This is a genomic window from Curtobacterium sp. MCPF17_021, assembly GCF_003234605.2.
Taxonomy (GTDB): domain Bacteria; phylum Actinomycetota; class Actinomycetes; order Actinomycetales; family Microbacteriaceae; genus Curtobacterium; species Curtobacterium flaccumfaciens.
In genome coordinates this window covers 2,370,008-2,387,032 of the sequence record NZ_CP126252.1, presented here as the reverse complement: position 1 = coordinate 2,387,032, position 17,025 = coordinate 2,370,008, and the positions used below count along the sequence as shown (strand labels likewise).

Here is a 17,025-nt window from a genome sequence, read left to right as displayed (position 1 = left end):
GGTGCTCGAAAGCGCCTGATCAGCGCTTCTTGCGGAACTTCTGGCAGTCGCAGAGTGCGCAGTCCGTGCCCGGACGGTAGTGCTCGTGGGCGTCCTGCACGTGGCCGCAGACGCAGGTCACGGCGTCGACCACGAAGACGCTCTGTTCCGAGGGGAGCACGGCGCCGAGCTCGTCGGTGGGGCCCATCGACATGCGTCCTCCTCGTGCCCGGCGTGCTGCCGCCGAGTCGTCCTCACGATCCTACCGTCCGGGGGTGTGCACTGGCGGCAAACCGCAAGTCGGACGACCGTCGCCGCAACCGCGGGCGGCCGCCGTTGACCCCGCAGCAGCCCCACCGGAGCATCGGACCATGACCGACCAGCAGGCCACCACCACCCGCGTGCTCACGCTCACGCCCGCGATGCCGTCCCCGGACGTGCCCGCCTGGGCCGGCGCGGCCTGGGTCGGCGCCGTCGACCGGCAGGAGGCGCTCGCCGCGTCCGCCGTCGAACTCGCCGGTGCCACCGGCTTCCGCCGCGCCCGCCTGCTCGTCCGTGACGGACGCGAGATCGCCGGGTTCGTCGACGTCAGCGTCGACGCGGACGGCGGCGTGGACCCGGCCGAGCTGGGACCGGCCCTGCGCGCGCTGCGCACCACGGGCCTCCCGGACGCCCCCGCGGGGACGCCGGTCGGGCGCATCTCCGTCGTCATCGGCACCCGCGACCGGCCGGACGACCTGCGCCGCTGCGTTCGCTCGGTGCTCGCGTCCGAGCACGACGACTTCGAGGTCCTGGTCGTCGACAACGCGCCCACCACCACCGCGACCCGCGACGTGGTCACGTCGCTCGCGGACCCGCGCCTGCGGTACGTCCTGGAGGCCCGACCCGGCGTCTCGCGCGCACGGAACGCCGGACTCGCCCTCGCGTCCGGGGCCGTGGTCGCCTTCGTCGACGACGACGTGGTCGTCGACCGGCACTGGCTCGCAGCGCTCGCCGACGCGTACGCCCGCGACGCGGACGTCGTCTGCGTGACCGGCCTCGTGCCCAGCGGCGAACTCCGGACCCCCACGCAGCGGTACTTCGACGAGCGCGTCACCTGGGCGCGCAACACCGACCGTCGGGTGTTCCGCACGTCGGCGCCGCCGGCCGACCTGCCGCTGTTCCCGTTCTCCGTGGGCGCGTTCGGCACCGGGGCCAACATGTCGCTCCGCCGCTCGGCCGCGCTCGCCCTGGGCGGGTTCGACGTCGCACTCGGCCCGGGCACCCTGGCCCGCGCCGGCGAGGACCCCGACCTGTTCACCCGGGTGCTCTTCTCCGGCGGCGCGCTCGCCGTGGAGCCCTCGGCCGTCGTCTGGCACAAGCACCGGCCGGACCGTGCGGCGCTGCGCTCGCAGGCGCTCGGCTACGGCACCGGCCTCGGCGCGTGGGTCGCGAAGCTCATGCTGCGACCGCGCACCGCACTGGCCGTGCTGCGTCGGGCGGTCGGGGCGCTGCGGCAGCTCGGCGCGCTCGGACAGGGCACCGGTGCCGACGCCGACCAGGTGTCCGCCGCGGTGGACGCCGTGGGCGGGTGGCCGGTCGACGACGCGTTCCGCGAGGCGACGGCCGGTCTCAAGCGCGTCGAGCTCGTTGCGGCGCTCGGTGGCCCGTGGCGGTACGTCGTCGGGCGGTCTCGGCGCGGGTGACCGCGGCGGGTGTGCGGACGTCGCGCGCGTGTTGCGACAGGACGCTCGTCGGACGACGAGCGTCCTGTCGCAACATGCGCACGCATCGACGGCGCGCCCACCACTAGACGGACGGGAGGCCCGTGGCGACGCTGCCACGGGCCTCCCGTCCGTCCGGTGCGGACGTCTCCTGCACGCCGCCTACGGGCGGAAGCGGCCCTCCTCGACCTCGCGCCAGAACCGACGGCTGCGGAAGTACGCCGCCGGACCCGCCGGGAAGCCGCGGAACTCGTGGTACGCCAGCGAGCGCGGGATCCGGGTCGTGGAGGCCTCGGTGATGCTCTCGGCCGCGGCGTCACGCCGGCCGGCCAGCCGTGACACCAGCTGCTTCAGCTTGATCTTGCCGGCGCGGGGCATCAGCCGCGCGAGCACGAGCGCGTGCCGGCGGTCCTTCGCGATGAGCTCGCACATCAGCGCCGTGAACCCGACGCCGTTCGAGTGGAGCTGCCCGTGCAGCCCGGCGAGGTCCTGCCGGTGCCGGTGGTGGACGACCGCACGGGGTTCGAAGCCGATCCGGCCACCGCTCCACAGGATGTCGATGAAGATCGCCAGGTCCTCGCCGCCGCGGGCCGGCACACCGGCACCGAGCACGGGGTCGAACCCGCCGACGGCGTCGAACGCCGACCGTCGGACCGCCCAGTTCGCGCCGGCGCCGTAGCCGCCGATGCCGTACACGGCGAAGTGCTTCTGCACCGAGCCGTCGGGGCGGACGGCCCGGGCCTGCGCGTGCCGCATGACCCCGGGGACGTCGTCCGGCACGATCGTCACCGGCTGGAAGGTGCGCTCGCCGCTGAAGCCGCCGTAGTACGCCTCGTACCAGATCTGCGCGGGGGTCTCGAGCTCGACGGGCAGGATCATCCCGGTGACCGCGGCGACCTCGGGCTCGCGGACGAAGCGCGTGCCGATGGACCGGAGCCACTGTGCGTCCACCCGGACGTCGTCGTCGGTGAACGCGATGATCTCGCCGTGCGCCGCTGCGACCCCGGCGTTGCGACCGGCGGAGCAGCCCGGACGGCGCTCGGTGACCAGCCGGACGTCGCGGCCCTCGAGCAGCCCGGGCAGGGCGTCGACCTCGGGCAGCTTCACGCGGTTGTCGACGAGGATGACCTCGTACCGCGGGTAGTCGAGGTGCTCGAGGAAGTCGAGCAGCTTCCGGATGTCCTCGACCCGGGTGACGATGGTCGACACGACGATCGAGATGAGCGGGAGCTCGAGGTCGGGGATCGGGGTCTCCGTCGCACCGGAGGTCCGTGCGAGGCCGTCGACCAGGGGCGCCATCGCGCGGGCGGCGTCGGCCGGGTCCGCGGTGAGCAGCACGTCGAGGGTGGTGACGGGGAAGCCGTCGCGGTAGCCGACGACGAGCGCGGAGGAACCCGACTCGTCGGCGACCAGGCGCGGCAGCGGAGCGTCGAGGTCGACGCTGACGACCCGACGGGGGCCGGGCACGGTGACGGAGGAGTGCAGGGTCATGGTCGGGACGCTACGACCGCCCGCGGTGTCCGGACAACGGACCGGACCAGCAGTGGCGGGGTTCGTGCGGGGTTCCGCAGCGCGGTGCGTGTGCCCCCGACGGGGGTGAGCGCTCACCCAGGAAGCCACGGGAACCTCATGGGTCACGCTCAGGTCACGGAACCGATGCAACCGGTTGCGCTCCCGCCGGACCGGGCGTAGCTTCCTCCACCAGCAGGCAGCGGCGCCTGCTCCAGGGCAGTGTCGTGGAACCCGATCGATGCCCCTGGTGATCTCAATGAGGAGACAACGCTGTGAAGACAACACGCTCCAGGGTGCGGTTCGCATCCGTTGCCGGGGTCGCCGTCATCGGCCTCGTGCTCACCGGCTGCTCGAGCGGGAGCTCCGGCGCCGGATCGGACGACGCCAAGAGCGGCCAGGACAGCCGCGGCCCCATCACCTACGTGCAGGGCAAGGACAACTCGAACGTCGTCCGCCCGCTCATCGCGAAGTGGAACAAGGCCCACCCGGACGAGAAGGTCACCTTCAAGGAACAGTCCGACCAGGCCGACCAGCAGCACGACGACCTCGTGCAGCACTTCCAGGCGAAGGACGAGAACTACGACGTCGTCGACGTGGACGTCGTCTGGACCGCCGAGTTCGCCGCCAAGAGCTGGCTGACGCCGCTGACCGGCGACATGAAGCTCGACACCTCGAAGCTCCTGCCGTCGACGGTGAAGACCGCCACGTACAACGACACCCTCTACGCCGCTCCGCAGACCTCGGACGGCGCACTGCTCTACTACCGCAAGGACCTCGTGAAGACGCCTCCCACCACGTGGAAGGAGATGATGGACGACTGCAAGATCGCGAAGGACGCCGGCATCGGTTGCTACGCGGGGCAGTTCGCGAAGTATGAGGGACTCACCGTCAACGCCTCCGAGGCGATCAACGGCTCCGGCGGTTCGGTGCTCGGCAGCGACGGTGCGCCCGACGTCGACACCGACAAGGCGAAGGCCGGCCTGCAGAACCTGGTGGACGCGTTCGAGGACGGGAACATCCCGGCCGAGGCGATCACCTACCAGGAGGAGCAGGGCCGCACCGCGTTCGAAGCCGGCAAGCTGCTGTTCCTGCGCAACTGGCCGTACGTCTACAGCCTCGCCAAGACCGACGGCTCGTCGAAGGTCAAGGACACCTTCGGCATCGCGCCGATCCCCGGTGCCGACGGCGTCGGTGCCTCCACGCTCGGCGGCCACAACGCCGCGATCAGCGTGTACTCGAAGCACAAGGCCACGGCGCACGACTTCCTCGAGTTCCTGACCTCGGACGAGACGCAGAAGTTCTTCGCGACCCAGGGCTCGCTCGCCCCGGTCGTCGGTGACCTGTACACCGACCCCGAGCTGACGAAGCAGCTGCCCTACCTGCCGACGCTGCTCAAGTCGATCGAGTCGGCGGAGCCGCGCCCGGTCACGCCGTTCTACCCGGCCGTCACGAAGGCGATCCAGGACAACACCTACGCGGCGCTCAAGGGGTCGAAGTCGGTCGACGAAGCCATGAAGGACATGCAGGACGCCCTCAAGTCGGCGACCAGCAGCTAGCGGCTCACGCCGCTTGATGGACGGGAGGCCCGTGGCGGGTCCGCCACGGGCCTCCCGTCCGCCCCCTACTTGCGTTCCGACACCCCCGGCAAGGAGGCCGACACGTGTCAGCAGCAACCGAGATCCCCGCAGCCATCCCCAACCCGACGGGCACGGAACCGAAGCGCCGGCGGCGCAAGGGCGGACTCAACGCCGAGCACGGCCGCTGGGCCGTGTACCTCATCGGCCCGACGATCGTGCTCCTGGCGGTCGTCATCGGGTACCCCGTGGTCAGCGCGGTCATCCAGTCGTTCCAGCTCGACCAGGGCCTCGACAAGGCCACCGGCCTGTTCGTGCAGGGCGGGTTCGCCGGCGTCACGAACTACGTGCACTGGCTCGGCCAGCGGTGCGGGGACGTCGCGTGTCCGCCCGGCAACCTCGGTTCCCAGTTCTGGGTCGCCTTCGGGAACACGTTCTTCTTCACGTTCGTGACCGTGATCCTCGAGACCGTCATCGGTCTGTGGATGGCCATCATCATGAACCGCAACTTCAAGGGCCGCGCCCTCGTCCGTGCCGCGATCCTGGTGCCGTGGGCGATCCCGACCGCCGTCACCGCGAAGCTCTGGTACTTCATCTTCGACGCGAACGGTGTGCTCAACCACGTGATCGGGCACCAGGTCCTCTGGTTCTCCGACGAATGGGCGTCACGGTTCGCGATCGTCATCGCCGACACCTGGAAGACCACGCCGTTCATGGCGCTGCTCATCCTGGCCGGCCTGCAGCTCATCCCCGAGGACGTCTACGAGGCGGGGAAGATGGACGGCGCCTCGACCCTCCAGCGCTTCTTCCTCATCACGCTCCCGCTCGTCCGGCCGGCCCTGATGGTCGCGATCCTGTTCCGCGTCCTCGATGCCCTGCGCATCTACGACCTCATTGCGATCATGACCGGCGGCGGTGGTGGTTCCGGGAACGCGACCGTGTCGCTGTCGGTGCTGGTCGTCGACCAGATCCGGCAGGGGTTCAACGCCGCATCCGCCCTGTCCACCATCACGTTCCTCATCGTCTTCATCGTCGCGTTCGTCTTCGTCCGGTTCCTCGGCGCGAACGTCGTGCAGACGCAGGCAGCCCAGCAGAAGGGTGAACTCAAGTGACCCTCGCAGCAGATCGTCCCCGCCGCACCGCCGCGACCCGCGACCGGGCGACGGACCGTCCCGACGTGCGGGTCCGGCGCGAGACGGGCCCGAAGCTCCGGACCGCCGTGCAGGCCGTCGTCATCGCCGTGTGGTGCCTCCTGCCGTTCTACTGGATGGTCGTCACGAGCTTCCGCGAGGTCGGGTACACGTTCGACGCCACCCCGTGGTTCACCCACGTGACCCTCGACAACTACGCGACCGCGTTCTCGACCGCGCTGGGCAACCACCTCGGCCGAGCGCTCCTGAACAGCGTGTTCATCGGGGTCGCGGTGACCGTCATCGCCCTGCTCGTCGGCACCACGGCGGCGTACGCCCTCGCCCGGCTCGAGTTCCGCGGCAAGTCGCTCATCGCCGGCGCGATCCTGGCCGCGTCGATGTTCCCCGGCGTCGCCCTCATCTCGCCGCTGTTCCAGCTGTTCACCGACATCGGGTGGATGGGGTCGTACCAGGCGCTCATCCTGCCGAGCATCTCGTTCGTGCTGCCGCTGACCGTGTACACGCTTGCGTCGTTCTTCCGCGAGATGCCGTGGGACCTCGAAGAGGCAGCCCGCATCGACGGGTGCACCCGGGTGCAGGCGTTCCGGCGGATCATCCTGCCGCTCGCGGCGCCGGCGGTGTTCACCACGGCGATCCTGGCGTTCATCTCGAGCTGGAACGAGTACCTCATCTCGTCGCAGCTGTCGAGTGACGCGACCCAGCCGGTGACCGTGGCGATCGCCTCGTTCGCCGGGTCGCAGCCGCACCAGGAGCCCTACACGGCGGTGATGGCCGCCGGCACGATCGTCACGATCCCGCTGGTCATCCTCGTGCTGATCTTCCAGCGGCGCATCGTGGCGGGGCTCACCGCCGGCGGCGTGAAGGGCTGACGACCATGGCCCAGCGCGGACCCACCCGTCCCACCGCCCACATCGAGGAGTCGATCGGCTTCGTCGGGATGTTCGGCGTCCTGTTCCTCGGCGTCACGGTGTTCTGCGAGCTCACCGGGCGACCGGCGCTCGGCTGGGCGCTCACCCTGCTCGTGTGCGTGCTCGGCGTCGTCGCGCTCGACCGGTGGCGGGTCGCCGTCCTCCGCCGGACCGCACCGCAGGACGGCACGGGTGCGTCCGTGCCCCGGGGCGTCGGTGCTGCGCCCGCGTTCGTCCCGGTGCACACGTCGGTCACCGACCCCACCGGTCGCCGACCCCGACCCGGCGCGGACGGACGGGTGCACCAGCACGCGGGCTGGGACGAGGTCGCACCGGCTGCACGACGGGCGGCGCGCCCCGCACGGGTCCCGCAACGCCGGGCGGACCGCGGCGTGCCCGCGGTGGCGGCCCGACGGGGTGGACCCGACGCACCGGCGGACGTGACGCACGGCACGGACGGCTGACGGGCCTCCCGGGTCGCACCGATGGGGATCCAGGAGATCGCGACCGTCACGGGGCTGTCGAAGTCCACGGTGTCGCGGGCGCTCCGCGGCATGTCGAACGTGGCCGACACCACGATCGAGCAGGTGCAGCGGGTCGCCGACGAACTCGGGTACGTCCCGAGCTCGGCGGCGGCCGGCCTCGCCACCGGGCGTCAGCGCGCCGTCGGGGTGGTCGTGCCCGTCATCGACCGCTGGTTCTACGTGAAGGCGCTCGGCGGTGTCGACGCGGAGCTCCGCCAGGCCGGGTACGACCTGGTCCTCTACAACCTCGGCGGCCCGGGCGGCGACCGTGACCGGGCGTTCCGACGCTCGATGCTGCGCCACCGCGTCGACGGCCTCGTCCTGCTCTCCCTGGTGCTCGACGCCACCGAACGGGCCGAGCTCGAACTCAGCCGGCACCCCATGGTCGTCATCGGCGGCCCGGCACCGGGCCTGCGGAACGTGGGCGTCGACGACCGGGAGGTCACCCGGATCGCGGTCGAGCACCTGCACGGCCTCGGCCACCGGCGCATCGCCTACGTCGGCGGGCAGGACGAGGCCGGCATGAACGTCGCCGTGCCGCACCTGCGACGGGACGGGTTCCTCGACGCCGTGCGGTCGTTCGGACAGGCCGTACCGGAACGGTGGTCGCTCGACGGCCGGTTCTCGTTCGCCGGCGGGACCGCCGCCGGGGCCGTGCTGTTCGCCGAGCCCGCGTCGGAGCGACCGACGGCGGTGCTCTGTGCCTCGGACGAGATGGCCCTCGGTGTCCTGCTCGCCGCACGCCGAGCCGGACTCGCGGTCCCCGAGGACGTGTCCGTGATGGGGATCGACGGCCACGAGTACGGCGCCACCGTCGGACTCACCACCGTCGCGCAGGACCCGGTGGCGCAGGGCCGCACCGCTGCACGAGCGGTGCTCGCCGAGGTCGACGGCGGCGTCGCCGGCCCGATCGCGGCGGCACCCGCGCACCTGGTCGTCCGCGCGACCACGGGACCCCGCCCGCACGGTCCCGCGTAGGGTCGCCCGCATGGAGGTCACCAAACTCGAACACGCCTGCCAGGTCATCACCGAGGGGGACGCCGGTCTGGTCCTCGACCCGGGGAACTTCACCCGACCGGTCGACGCGACCGGGGTCGTCGCCGTCGTCGTCACGCACGAGCACCCGGACCACGTCACCCCCGAGCAGGTCCGGCGCATCCTCGACGCCAACCCCCGTGCGGTCGTCATCGGACCGGAGGGCGTGCGCGCGGCGCTCGCCGAGGCGGGTGTCACGGTGGACGTCGTCACGGACGGTGACCACCGGACGGTCGGCCCCTTCACGCTCACCTTCCACGGCACGCGGCACCAGCTGATCCACGCCTCGGTGCCGATCGTCGACAACACCGGCGTGCTCGTGAACGGCCGGCTGTTCCACCCGGGCGACTCCTACACGGACCCGGGCGTCCCGGTCGAGGTCCTCGCTGCACCCGTCGGGGCGCCGTGGCTCAAGGTCGCCGAGATGATGGACTACGTCGCCGCGATCGCGCCGTCCCGGGCGTACCCGATCCACGAGGCCACCCTGTCCGAGGTCGGCCTCGGCATGCACACGGGGCGGCTCCGCGAGGCCGTCGAGCCCGCCGGGTCGCTCGTCGTGCTGCGTCCGGGGGAGTCGCTGACGCTCTAGGACTGCGCTGCGCTGCGCTGCGCTGCGCTGCGCTGCGCGGCGCTGCGCTGCGCTGCGCGGCGCGGCGCTGCGCTGCGCGGCCTGGAGGCCCGTGGCGGCGCCGCCACGCGCCTCCTGGCCGCATCGTGTGCGGGAACGGTCGGGTCCGTGCGCCCGAGGCGACCGTTCCTGCTCACGAAGCGCGGCGCAGTCGCGCCGCGACCAGGCGGTCGAGCGTCAGGGCGTCCCACGGAGCGTGCCGCTCGGCGTCGTTGTCGAAGTACACGTAGACGTCACGGCCGGCCTCGGCGTGCTCGAGGACGGTCGTCGCCCACCCGCCGAGTGCCCGGGGTGAGTACCCGTCGTGGTAGGTCCGGGGTGCGCCGTGCAACCGGAGGTACGCGAGTGGTGCCCCGGTGTCCGCCCGGAAGCGGGGGAAGTCGCCGGCGTGCGAGTCGACCAGGGCGACGCGGTGCCGGCGGAGCACGTCGAGGTGCTCGTCGTCGAAGCCGGCTGCCCGGACCTCGAGCGCGTGGTGGATCGACCACGCCGGTTCCTCGGGCTCCACGAGACCGTCCGGTTCGGCGGGGACCTTGTCGTCATGGTGGCGTGCGAGTTCGGCGGCCGCGCCGTGCGTCCGGGGGAGCAGCCCGAGGAACGCGTCGAGCACCTCCGGCGTCGGCAGCAGGCGCTCGGGCAGCTGCCAGAGCACCGGCCCGAGGGTGTCCCCGAGCTCCAGCGGACCCGAGGCGAAGAAGTTCGCCAGCGCGGTCTCGACGTTCCGGAGCCGCAGCATGTGCGTGACGTACCGGCCGCCCTTGACCGCGAACCGGAACGGCTGCCCGCCCGAGGCCGCACGCCACGCCCGGTAGCGCGCCGGGCGCTGCAGCGAGTAGAAGGATCCGTTCAGCTCCACCGTCGGGAACCGCGACGCCACGTGCTCGAGCCACCGCCGCTTCGCGAGTCCCTCGGGGTAGAAGTCCCCGCGCCAGCCGTCGTACTGCCACCCGGACAGGCCGATCCGCACCGTGGCCGACGGGCAGCCGCTCACGTGTCTGGCCCGGGCGATCGCGTCGTGGTCGGCCGTCATCGATCCACCGTATGCCTGCTCCGACATGGCGGCACACCCGGGCGACACGCCCCGTTTTGGTGCGGATGCGAGCCTTGTGCAATACTTGTCGAGTTGTCGGAACGGCCCCATCGTATAGCGGCCTAGTACGCTGCCCTCTCACGGCGGTAACGCGGGTTCGAATCCCGCTGGGGTCACCACAGGTGACATGCTCCGAGTCCGACAACAGCCGCGGCCCCATCGTATAGCGGCCTAGTACGCTGCCCTCTCACGGCGGTAACGCGGGTTCGAATCCCGCTGGGGTCACCAGCACGCAAACCCCCGTCCAGCTCCGGCTCGGCGGGGGTTTCGTCGTCTCGGCTAGCCTGGATCGTCCCCGTCACCCGGGGAACGATCGCCTCGCGACGGGAGCACGATGCACGCCGAACGCCCACCGCACCTGCGCTGGAGGCTCGTCGCCCTCGTCGCTCTCGGCGGCGCGATCGGGACGGCCGTCCGAGCTCTGCTCGCCGCGGCGTTCCCCGCACACGACGGCATCAGCTGGACCATCCTGGGGATCAACGTCGTCGGGGCGTTCTGCCTCGGGTTCCTGCTCGACGCGCTCGCACGCCGCGGCCCGGACGTCGGTCGTCGTCGCGCGGTCCGGCTGTTCGTCGGCACCGGCGTCCTCGGCGGTTTCACGACCTACAGCACGCTCGCGGACGACACCGCGCAGCTGCTCGACCTCGGGCGCTGGACGGCGGGCACCGGGTACGCGCTGCTGTCGGTCGTGCTCGGACTCGTCGCGGTCGTCCTCGGTCTGTGGGTCGCCGCGGCCACCCGGCCCCGCACCCGCCCCGAGCCGCTGCAGGACGTCCGATGAGCCCGCTCGAACTGGTCCTGGTCGCCGTTGGCGGAGGAGCCGGTGCCGCCCTGCGCTTCGTGCTCGACGGCGTCGTCAAGGGCCGCATCGCCGGTTCCCGGTTCGCCGGGTTCCCGGTCGGGACCCTGCTCATCAACGTGTCCGGATCGCTCGTGCTCGGGGTCCTGACGGGCCTCGGGCAGGCCGGCACCATCCCCGCCTCGACGGTCGCTGTGCTCGGGACGGGCATGATGGGTGGGTACACGACGTTCTCGACGGCGAGCGTCGAGACCGTACAGCTCCTCCGATCCGGCAAGACCCGGCTCGCCGTCCTGAACGGCCTCGGGATGCTCGTCGTCTCGGTCGGCGCAGCTGCGCTCGGCCTCTGGATCGGAAGGAACTCATGACCTCGGAACGCCCCGGCGAACTCGTCCTCGTCCGTCACGGAGAGACGGAGTGGTCGAAGAGCGGGCAGCACACCGGCCGCACCGACATCCCGCTCACCGACAACGGTGTCGAGCAGGCGAAGCGCGCGGGCCGGTACCTCGGGGACCGGTCGTTCGCGCTGGCGCTGTCGAGCCCGCTGCAGCGCGCCCGCGACACCGCGCACCTGATCGGCGTCGAGCCGGAGCTCGACGAGGACCTGTACGAGTGGGACTACGGCGCGTACGAGGGCCTCACCACCCCGCAGATCAAGGTGTTGCGCCACGGTCCGTGGGACCTCTGGACAGACGGCGTCCCCGCCGGCGACACCCCCGGTGAGAACGCCGCCGAGGTCCGGGTGCGCGTCGAGCGCATCCTGAACCGCGCCCGTCCGGTGCTCGCCGAGGGCCACGACGCGGTGTTCATCGCCCACGGCCACGTGCTGCGGGCGCTCGGTGCCGCGTGGATCCGACTCGCGCCGCAGGACGGCGCCGTGCTGAAGCTCGGCACCGCCTCGGTCAGCATCCTCGGCTACGAACACGGCCGCCCCGTCATCGATGCCTGGAACATCCAGCCGCGCGACTGACGCGCTGGTGGGGTGGACGGGCTCGCGAAAGCGACAGACCCGCGGCACGCGGTGCCGTCCCGTCCGCGAAAGCGACAGATCCCCGCGGTTGTCCCGCAGCGATCTGTCGCTTTCGCAGGACGCAGTGGTCGCGACCATCGGCGGACGGGAGGCCCGTGGCGGCGCCGCCGCGGGCCTCCCGTCCGCCGTCCGCGCACGTTGCTTCCCCTGTCACGCGCGATGGCAGGCGGATTCGGGCGTACCTGGTCGAAAGGAACGACCAGGCATGCCCGGTTCGACGAGGTACGCCCGGTTCGACCAGGCATGCCCTGTTCGACGAGGTACGCCCGGTTCGACGAGGTACGCCCGGTTCGACCAGGTACGCCCGGTTCGACCAGGTACGCCCGGTTCGACCAGGGACGCCCGGAACGACCAGGCGCGTCAGACGGTCCGGATCGCGCTCGTCGCACCGAGGGCACGGCCACGCCGGCGCTCGATCGCACGCCCGACGAGCAGCAGCCCCACGCTGACCACGGCACCGAGCACGGTCTGCGCGATGCGGTCGAGCGCCAGCAGCTGGGGTGCCTCGGGCAGGCTCAGCCACGACACCGCCAGGGCGAGCGGGGTGAGGAACAGCAGGCACACGGCGTAGTTCCGGGCGACGAAGATCTCGGCGAAGAACTGCCCGACGACGGCCAGCACGACGATCCACCACGCCGACGGCTCGAGCAGCAGGATGCCGACCGCGATCACGGTGCCGCCGATCGTGCCGACCACACGCTGCCCGGCGCGGACGACGGTGTGCCGCTGGCGGATCGCCGGCAGGGTCGACACCACCGCGATGACGGCCCAGTACGGGTGCCCGAGCCCGGGGATCGACTCCGCGACCGCACCGGCGACGAGTGACCCGACGACGTTGAGCGCGACGGTCTCCCACAGCGCCGGGGTCCGCAGGACCGCGAGCGACCGGTGCTTGCGGTCGGCCAGCGGGCGGAACCGGTGCGGGGCGTGCGGGTGGAACACCCGGCGGAGCACCGCTCCGGACATCGCGACCAGCCAGGCCCAGACCACCGAGCAGACGATGATCGTCGTGACGAGCGGGACGTCGGCCGGGCGCATCGGCACGAGTGCGGACACGACGAACGCGAACACCGGGAAGATCGGCTGCGCGGGGATCGCCCGGAGCGTGGAGAGGGTGCAGACCGCGACCACCAGGACGACGACGAGACCCACGGCCTGCAGCCAGAGCGGCGACCCGACGAGCCCGACCCCGATGCCGGCGAACATGCAGAGTGCCTGCAGCGCACCCGCGACGCCGGTGGTGACGGCACGCTGCCGGTAGGGCTCGGTCGCACCGAAGATGGCGGTGAACCCGGCGAACATGGCGAAGGCGGCGTACGCCGGCATGCCGAGGGCGATGAGCAGCGCGAGCGGTGCGCCACCGGCGATCGCGGCGCGTGCCGCGCCCTCGAGGTTGATGGTCCGGGTCGAGTGCGCAGGTGTCGTCATGTCGTCACCATCTTCCCACCGCGACGGGTGTCGGGGAGTCGCCACGGGCCTCCAGGCCGTGCCGTCACGGGGTGACGGGCGTGCGACGGCGGGGTGACGGACCCGCGGCGGGCGGGGTGCCGCGCGTTGGTATACCAATGGTAGAGTCGCCTGATCGCGCCGCGGTCGCGGCGCAACGACGAGGACGAGGAGGGCTGAGCTCATGGGAAAGACGCTCGCCGAGAAGGTGTGGGACGACCACGTCGTGGTCAAGGGCGAGGACGGCAACCCCGACCTCCTCTACATCGACCTCCACCTCGTGCACGAGGTGACGAGTCCGCAGGCGTTCGACGGCCTGCGGCAGGCCGGGCGACCGGTGCGTCGCCTCGACCTGACGATCGCGACCGAGGACCACAACACCCCGACGCTGGCCATCGACCGCCCCATCGCGGACCCGACGAGCCGGATCCAGATCGAGACCCTCCGTCGCAACTGCGAGGAGTTCGGCGTCCGGCTGCACTCCCTGGGCGACAAGGAGCAGGGCATCGTCCACGTGGTCGGCCCGCAGCTCGGCCTGACCATGCCCGGCATCACCGTGGTCTGCGGCGACTCGCACACCAGCACCCACGGGGCCTTCGGCGCGATGGCGTTCGGCATCGGCACGTCCGAGGTCGAGCACGTCCTCGCCACGCAGACCCTGCCGCTCAAGCCGTTCAAGACGATGGCGATCACGGTCGAGGGCACGCTGCGTCCGGGGGTGACGGCGAAGGACATCATCCTGGCCGTCATCGCGAAGATCGGCACCGGCGGCGGTCAGGGCTACGTGCTCGAGTACCGCGGCTCCGCCATCCGTGCGCTCTCGATGGAGGGCCGCATGACGATCTGCAACATGTCGATCGAGGCCGGTGCCCGCGCCGGCATGGTCGCCCCCGACCAGACCACCTACGACTACGTGCAGGGCCGCGACCACGCGCCCACCGGTCAGGACTGGGACGACGCCGTCGCCTACTGGGAGACCCTCGCCACCGACGACGACGCCGTCTTCGACGCCGAGGTGTTCATCGACGCGGACGAGCTCGAGCCCTTCGTCACCTGGGGCACGAACCCCGGCCAGGGCGTCTCGCTGTCCGAGAGCGTGCCGGACCCGGCCGCCTACAGCGACCCCAACGACCAGGCCGCCGCACGCCGCGCCCTGGAGTACATGGACATCACCGCCGGTACCCCGATGAAGGACATCGCCGTCGACGCGGTGTTCATGGGCTCCTGCACGAACTCACGCATCGAGGACCTGCGGGCCTTCGCGTCGATCATCAAGGGCCGTACCAAGGCCGACGGCGTCCGGGTGATGGTCGTGCCCGGCTCCGCGCGGGTCCGGCTCGAAGCCGAAGCCGAGGGGCTCGACAAGGTGTTCACCGAGTTCGGCGCCGAGTGGCGGTTCGCCGGCTGCTCGATGTGCCTCGGCATGAACCCGGACCAGCTGGCCCCGGGGGAGCGCTGTGCGAGCACCTCGAACCGCAACTTCGAGGGGCGCCAGGGCAAGGGCGGCCGCACGCACCTGGTGTCGCCGCTCGTCGCCGCCGCCACCGCGGTGCGCGGCACGCTGTCCAGCCCGTGGGACCTGGAGACCGACGACGAGATCGCGGCGGCGACGTCCGCCACCGCCACCGAGGGGACCTTCTGATGGACAAGATCACCACCGTCACCGGCATCGCTGCCCCGCTCAAGCGGTCCAACGTCGACACCGACCAGATCATCCCCGCGGTCTACCTGAAGCGCGTGACGAAGACCGGCTTCGAGGACGCCCTGTTCTCCGGGTGGCGTCAGGACCCCGACTTCGTCCTGAACCAGGAGCGCTACCAGGGCGCCCGCGTCCTGATCGCCGGCCCCGACTTCGGCACCGGGTCGTCCCGCGAGCACGCCGTCTGGGCGCTCCGTGACTTCGGCTTCTCGGTCGTGATCTCGCCCCGGTTCGCGGACATCTTCCGGGGCAACGCCGGCAAGCAGGGCCTGGTCACCGCGATCGTGACCGAACCGGAGGTCGAGCGCCTGTGGGCCGCCATCGAGGCGAACCCGGGCATCGAGGCGACGGTCGACCTCGAGACGCAGCGCGTGTCGCTGGGGGATGTGGACGTCCCCTTCGAGATCGACGCTTACACTCGTTGGCGGTTGATGGAAGGGCTCGACGACATCGGGCTCACCCTCCGTGACGAGACCTCGATCACGGAGTTCGAATCCCGCCGCTCCAGTTGGCGGCCGAAGACATTGCCGGTGAAGTAGTGAACTCTCTCGTACAGGACGCAGCGGCCGCAGGGGCGCGCGTGGGCCTCAAGTCGGACGAGATCGTCATCCGCGGGGGCAAGCCGCTCGTGGGGCGCATCGAGGTCCGTGGGGCGAAGAACCTCGCGACCAAGGCCATGGTGGCGTCGCTGCTCGGTGACACCCCGTCGATCCTCCGTGACGTGCCGGACATCTCCGACGTCAAGGTGGTCCGCGGGCTGCTCGAGGTGCACGGCGTGCGCATCACCGATCCTGCACGAGGCGAACTCATCCTCGACCCGTCGCGGGTCGAGTCGGCGCACTTCGCCGAGATCGACGCGCACGCCGGTTCGAGCCGCATCCCGATCCTGTTCTGCGGCCCGCTGCTGCACAAGCTCGGCGAGGCGTTCATCCCCGACCTCGGCGGCTGCCGCATCGGCGACCGCCCGATCGACTTCCACCTCGACGCCCTCCGTGCCATGGGTGCGGTCGTCGACAAGCAGGTCAACGGCATCCACCTGACGGCCCCGGACGGCCTGAAGGGCGCCTCGATCGAGCTGCCGTACCCGAGCGTCGGCGCCACCGAGCAGGTCCTGCTCTCGGCGACCCTCGCCAAGGGCGTCACGGAGCTGCGGAACGCCGCGATCGAGCCCGAGATCATGGACCTCATCGCGATCCTGCAGAAGATGGGCGCCATCGTGTCGGTCGAGCCGAACCGCGTCATCTTCATCGAGGGCGTCGAGTCGCTCCGCGGCTACACGCACCGCGCGATCAACGACCGCAACGAGGCCGCGAGCTGGGCCTCCGCCGCGCTCGCCACCAACGGCGACATCTTCGTCGAGGGCGCGAACCAGCAGGAGCTCATGACGTTCCTCAACGTCTTCCGCAAGGTCGGCGGCGGGTTCGACATCCAGGAGGACGGCATCCGGTTCTACCGCGAGCTGGACACCCTGAAGCCCGTCGTCATCGAGACCGACGTGCACCCCGGCTTCATGACGGACTGGCAGCAGCCGCTCGTCGTCGCGCTGACCCAGGCCGACGGCCAGAGCATCGTGCACGAGACCGTCTACGAGAACCGCTTCGGCTTCACCGACGCCCTGAACGAGATGGGTGCCGACATCGTCGTGCACAAGGAGGGGCTGCCCGGCCACGACCGCCGTGTCGCCCGCCGCCCGTTCGAGCAGGCCGCCGTCATCACCGGTCCGACGAAGCTGCACGCCGCGAACGTCCGCGTCCCCGACCTGCGCGGCGGGTTCAGCCACCTCATCGCGGCGCTGACCGCCGACGGCGAGTCGCACATCACCAACGTCGGCATCATCAGCCGCGGCTACGAGCACTTCATCCCGAAGCTGCGCAAGCTCGGCGCCGACTTCGACTTCGCTGGGTAGGCACAGTGCCGGCAGAAGGAAAAGGCGACGGTCTGGAGGCC

The 17,025-nt window shown here is 71.4% G+C and carries 17 protein-coding genes and 2 tRNA genes; 15 read left to right on the top strand and 4 right to left on the bottom strand.

The window, feature by feature from the left end:
* Positions 1-19: 19 nt before the first annotated feature.
* Positions 20-193, bottom strand: coding sequence for a hypothetical protein (locus DEJ29_RS11230; RefSeq protein ID WP_163343513.1), 174 nt, complete (start codon positions 191-193; stop codon positions 20-22).
* A 157-nt stretch (positions 194-350) separates the two neighbouring features.
* Between DEJ29_RS11230 and DEJ29_RS11225 the strand changes: the two genes are divergently transcribed.
* Positions 351-1,664: a glycosyltransferase family 2 protein gene (locus DEJ29_RS11225; protein WP_111094558.1), complete on the top strand. Its 1,314-nt coding sequence runs from the start codon at positions 351-353 to the stop codon at positions 1,662-1,664.
* 180 nt (positions 1,665-1,844) lie between these two features.
* Here the strand turns inward: DEJ29_RS11225 and DEJ29_RS11220 are convergent, their stop codons facing one another.
* Positions 1,845-3,173: a glycosyltransferase gene (locus DEJ29_RS11220; RefSeq protein WP_071405684.1), complete on the bottom strand. Its 1,329-nt coding sequence runs from the start codon at positions 3,171-3,173 to the stop codon at positions 1,845-1,847.
* A gap of 293 nt (positions 3,174-3,466) precedes the next feature.
* Here DEJ29_RS11220 and DEJ29_RS11215 point away from each other — a divergent pair, with 293 nt between their 5' ends.
* The 6 genes from DEJ29_RS11215 to DEJ29_RS11190 all read left to right on the top strand — a co-directional run bounded on the left by DEJ29_RS11215 (position 3,467) and on the right by DEJ29_RS11190 (position 8,975).
* Positions 3,467-4,750 carry an ABC transporter substrate-binding protein gene (locus DEJ29_RS11215; RefSeq protein ID WP_071405683.1) on the top strand — a complete coding sequence of 428 codons (1,284 nt, stop codon included), beginning with the start codon at positions 3,467-3,469 and terminating at the stop codon, positions 4,748-4,750.
* Positions 4,751-4,854: 104 nt separating this feature from the next.
* Positions 4,855-5,880 (top strand): carbohydrate ABC transporter permease, encoded by a 1,026-nt coding sequence (locus tag DEJ29_RS11210; protein WP_111094560.1) that lies wholly within the window; start codon positions 4,855-4,857, stop codon positions 5,878-5,880.
* Positions 5,881-5,945: 65 nt separating this feature from the next.
* Positions 5,946-6,788 carry a carbohydrate ABC transporter permease gene (locus DEJ29_RS11205; RefSeq protein ID WP_071405697.1) on the top strand — a complete coding sequence of 281 codons (843 nt, stop codon included), beginning with the start codon at positions 5,946-5,948 and terminating at the stop codon, positions 6,786-6,788.
* A gap of 5 nt (positions 6,789-6,793) precedes the next feature.
* On the top strand, positions 6,794-7,291 hold the full coding sequence (locus DEJ29_RS11200; protein ID WP_111094561.1) for a hypothetical protein: 498 nt from the start codon (positions 6,794-6,796) through the stop codon (positions 7,289-7,291).
* Positions 7,292-7,312: 21 nt separating this feature from the next.
* Positions 7,313-8,329 carry a LacI family DNA-binding transcriptional regulator gene (locus DEJ29_RS11195; protein WP_111094562.1) on the top strand — a complete coding sequence of 339 codons (1,017 nt, stop codon included), beginning with the start codon at positions 7,313-7,315 and terminating at the stop codon, positions 8,327-8,329.
* A 10-nt stretch (positions 8,330-8,339) separates the two neighbouring features.
* Positions 8,340-8,975, top strand: coding sequence for an MBL fold metallo-hydrolase (locus DEJ29_RS11190; RefSeq protein ID WP_111094563.1), 636 nt, complete (start codon positions 8,340-8,342; stop codon positions 8,973-8,975).
* 172 nt (positions 8,976-9,147) lie between these two features.
* Here the strand turns inward: DEJ29_RS11190 and DEJ29_RS11185 are convergent, their stop codons facing one another.
* Positions 9,148-10,044 (bottom strand): DUF72 domain-containing protein, encoded by an 897-nt coding sequence (locus DEJ29_RS11185; RefSeq protein WP_111094564.1) that lies wholly within the window; start codon positions 10,042-10,044, stop codon positions 9,148-9,150.
* Positions 10,045-10,147: 103 nt separating this feature from the next.
* Here DEJ29_RS11185 and DEJ29_RS11180 point away from each other — a divergent pair.
* The 5 genes from DEJ29_RS11180 to DEJ29_RS11160 all read left to right on the top strand — a co-directional run bounded on the left by DEJ29_RS11180 (position 10,148) and on the right by DEJ29_RS11160 (position 11,873).
* Positions 10,148-10,223 (top strand) — tRNA-Glu (locus DEJ29_RS11180).
* A gap of 33 nt (positions 10,224-10,256) precedes the next feature.
* Positions 10,257-10,332 (top strand) — tRNA-Glu (locus DEJ29_RS11175).
* Between the two features lie 106 nt (positions 10,333-10,438).
* Positions 10,439-10,885 (top strand): fluoride efflux transporter FluC, encoded by a 447-nt coding sequence (locus DEJ29_RS11170; protein WP_111094565.1) that lies wholly within the window; start codon positions 10,439-10,441, stop codon positions 10,883-10,885.
* On the top strand, positions 10,882-11,271 hold the full coding sequence (gene crcB / locus DEJ29_RS11165; protein WP_110863954.1) for a fluoride efflux transporter CrcB: 390 nt from the start codon (positions 10,882-10,884) through the stop codon (positions 11,269-11,271). Before DEJ29_RS11170 ends, crcB begins: the two co-directional genes overlap by 4 nt.
* Entirely contained in the window at positions 11,268-11,873 is a 606-nt protein-coding gene (locus tag DEJ29_RS11160) for a histidine phosphatase family protein (protein ID WP_027465908.1), read from the top strand. The genes crcB and DEJ29_RS11160 overlap by 4 nt, the downstream gene beginning before the upstream one ends.
* 420 nt (positions 11,874-12,293) lie before the next feature.
* Here DEJ29_RS11160 and DEJ29_RS11155 read toward each other — a convergent pair whose 3' ends face one another.
* A complete protein-coding gene (locus DEJ29_RS11155; protein WP_181438144.1) occupies positions 12,294-13,361 on the bottom strand; it encodes an FUSC family protein in 1,068 nt (355 codons plus the stop codon).
* 202 nt (positions 13,362-13,563) lie between these two features.
* Here DEJ29_RS11155 and leuC point away from each other — a divergent pair, with 202 nt between their 5' ends.
* Genes leuC through murA form a run of 3 tightly spaced genes read left to right on the top strand, consistent with a single transcriptional unit; the run spans position 13,564 to position 16,984 of the window.
* Positions 13,564-15,021, top strand: coding sequence for a 3-isopropylmalate dehydratase large subunit (leuC, locus tag DEJ29_RS11150; protein WP_071405674.1), 1,458 nt, complete (start codon positions 13,564-13,566; stop codon positions 15,019-15,021).
* The gene (leuD, locus tag DEJ29_RS11145) at positions 15,021-15,617 is read left to right on the top strand and encodes a 3-isopropylmalate dehydratase small subunit (RefSeq protein ID WP_071405673.1); all 597 of its coding nucleotides are present in this window, start codon (positions 15,021-15,023) and stop codon (positions 15,615-15,617) included. The genes leuC and leuD overlap by 1 nt, the downstream gene beginning before the upstream one ends.
* A complete protein-coding gene (gene murA / locus DEJ29_RS11140; protein WP_071405672.1) occupies positions 15,617-16,984 on the top strand; it encodes a UDP-N-acetylglucosamine 1-carboxyvinyltransferase in 1,368 nt (455 codons plus the stop codon). The genes leuD and murA overlap by 1 nt, the downstream gene beginning before the upstream one ends.
* Positions 16,985-17,025 lie beyond the last annotated feature (41 nt).

What these genes read in the sequence shown, in the direction of transcription:
- DEJ29_RS11195 (WP_111094562.1), top strand. Translation starts at nt 7,313, where the DNA reads ATGGGGATCCAGGAGATCGCGACCGTCACGGGGCTGTCGAAGTCCACG.
- leuD (WP_071405673.1), top strand. Translation starts at nt 15,021, where the DNA reads ATGGACAAGATCACCACCGTCACCGGCATCGCTGCCCCGCTCAAGCGG.
- leuC (WP_071405674.1), top strand. Translation starts at nt 13,564, where the DNA reads ATGGGAAAGACGCTCGCCGAGAAGGTGTGGGACGACCACGTCGTGGTC.
- crcB (WP_110863954.1), top strand. Translation starts at nt 10,882, where the DNA reads ATGAGCCCGCTCGAACTGGTCCTGGTCGCCGTTGGCGGAGGAGCCGGT.
- DEJ29_RS11185 (WP_111094564.1), bottom strand. Translation starts at nt 10,044, where the DNA reads ATGACGGCCGACCACGACGCGATCGCCCGGGCCAGACACGTGAGCGGC.
- DEJ29_RS11160 (WP_027465908.1), top strand. Translation starts at nt 11,268, where the DNA reads ATGACCTCGGAACGCCCCGGCGAACTCGTCCTCGTCCGTCACGGAGAG.
- DEJ29_RS11220 (WP_071405684.1), bottom strand. Translation starts at nt 3,173, where the DNA reads ATGACCCTGCACTCCTCCGTCACCGTGCCCGGCCCCCGTCGGGTCGTC.
- DEJ29_RS11170 (WP_111094565.1), top strand. Translation starts at nt 10,439, where the DNA reads ATGCACGCCGAACGCCCACCGCACCTGCGCTGGAGGCTCGTCGCCCTC.
- DEJ29_RS11225 (WP_111094558.1), top strand. Translation starts at nt 351, where the DNA reads ATGACCGACCAGCAGGCCACCACCACCCGCGTGCTCACGCTCACGCCC.
- DEJ29_RS11200 (WP_111094561.1), top strand. Translation starts at nt 6,794, where the DNA reads ATGGCCCAGCGCGGACCCACCCGTCCCACCGCCCACATCGAGGAGTCG.
- DEJ29_RS11155 (WP_181438144.1), bottom strand. Translation starts at nt 13,361, where the DNA reads ATGACGACACCTGCGCACTCGACCCGGACCATCAACCTCGAGGGCGCG.
- DEJ29_RS11190 (WP_111094563.1), top strand. Translation starts at nt 8,340, where the DNA reads ATGGAGGTCACCAAACTCGAACACGCCTGCCAGGTCATCACCGAGGGG.
- DEJ29_RS11230 (WP_163343513.1), bottom strand. Translation starts at nt 193, where the DNA reads ATGTCGATGGGCCCCACCGACGAGCTCGGCGCCGTGCTCCCCTCGGAA.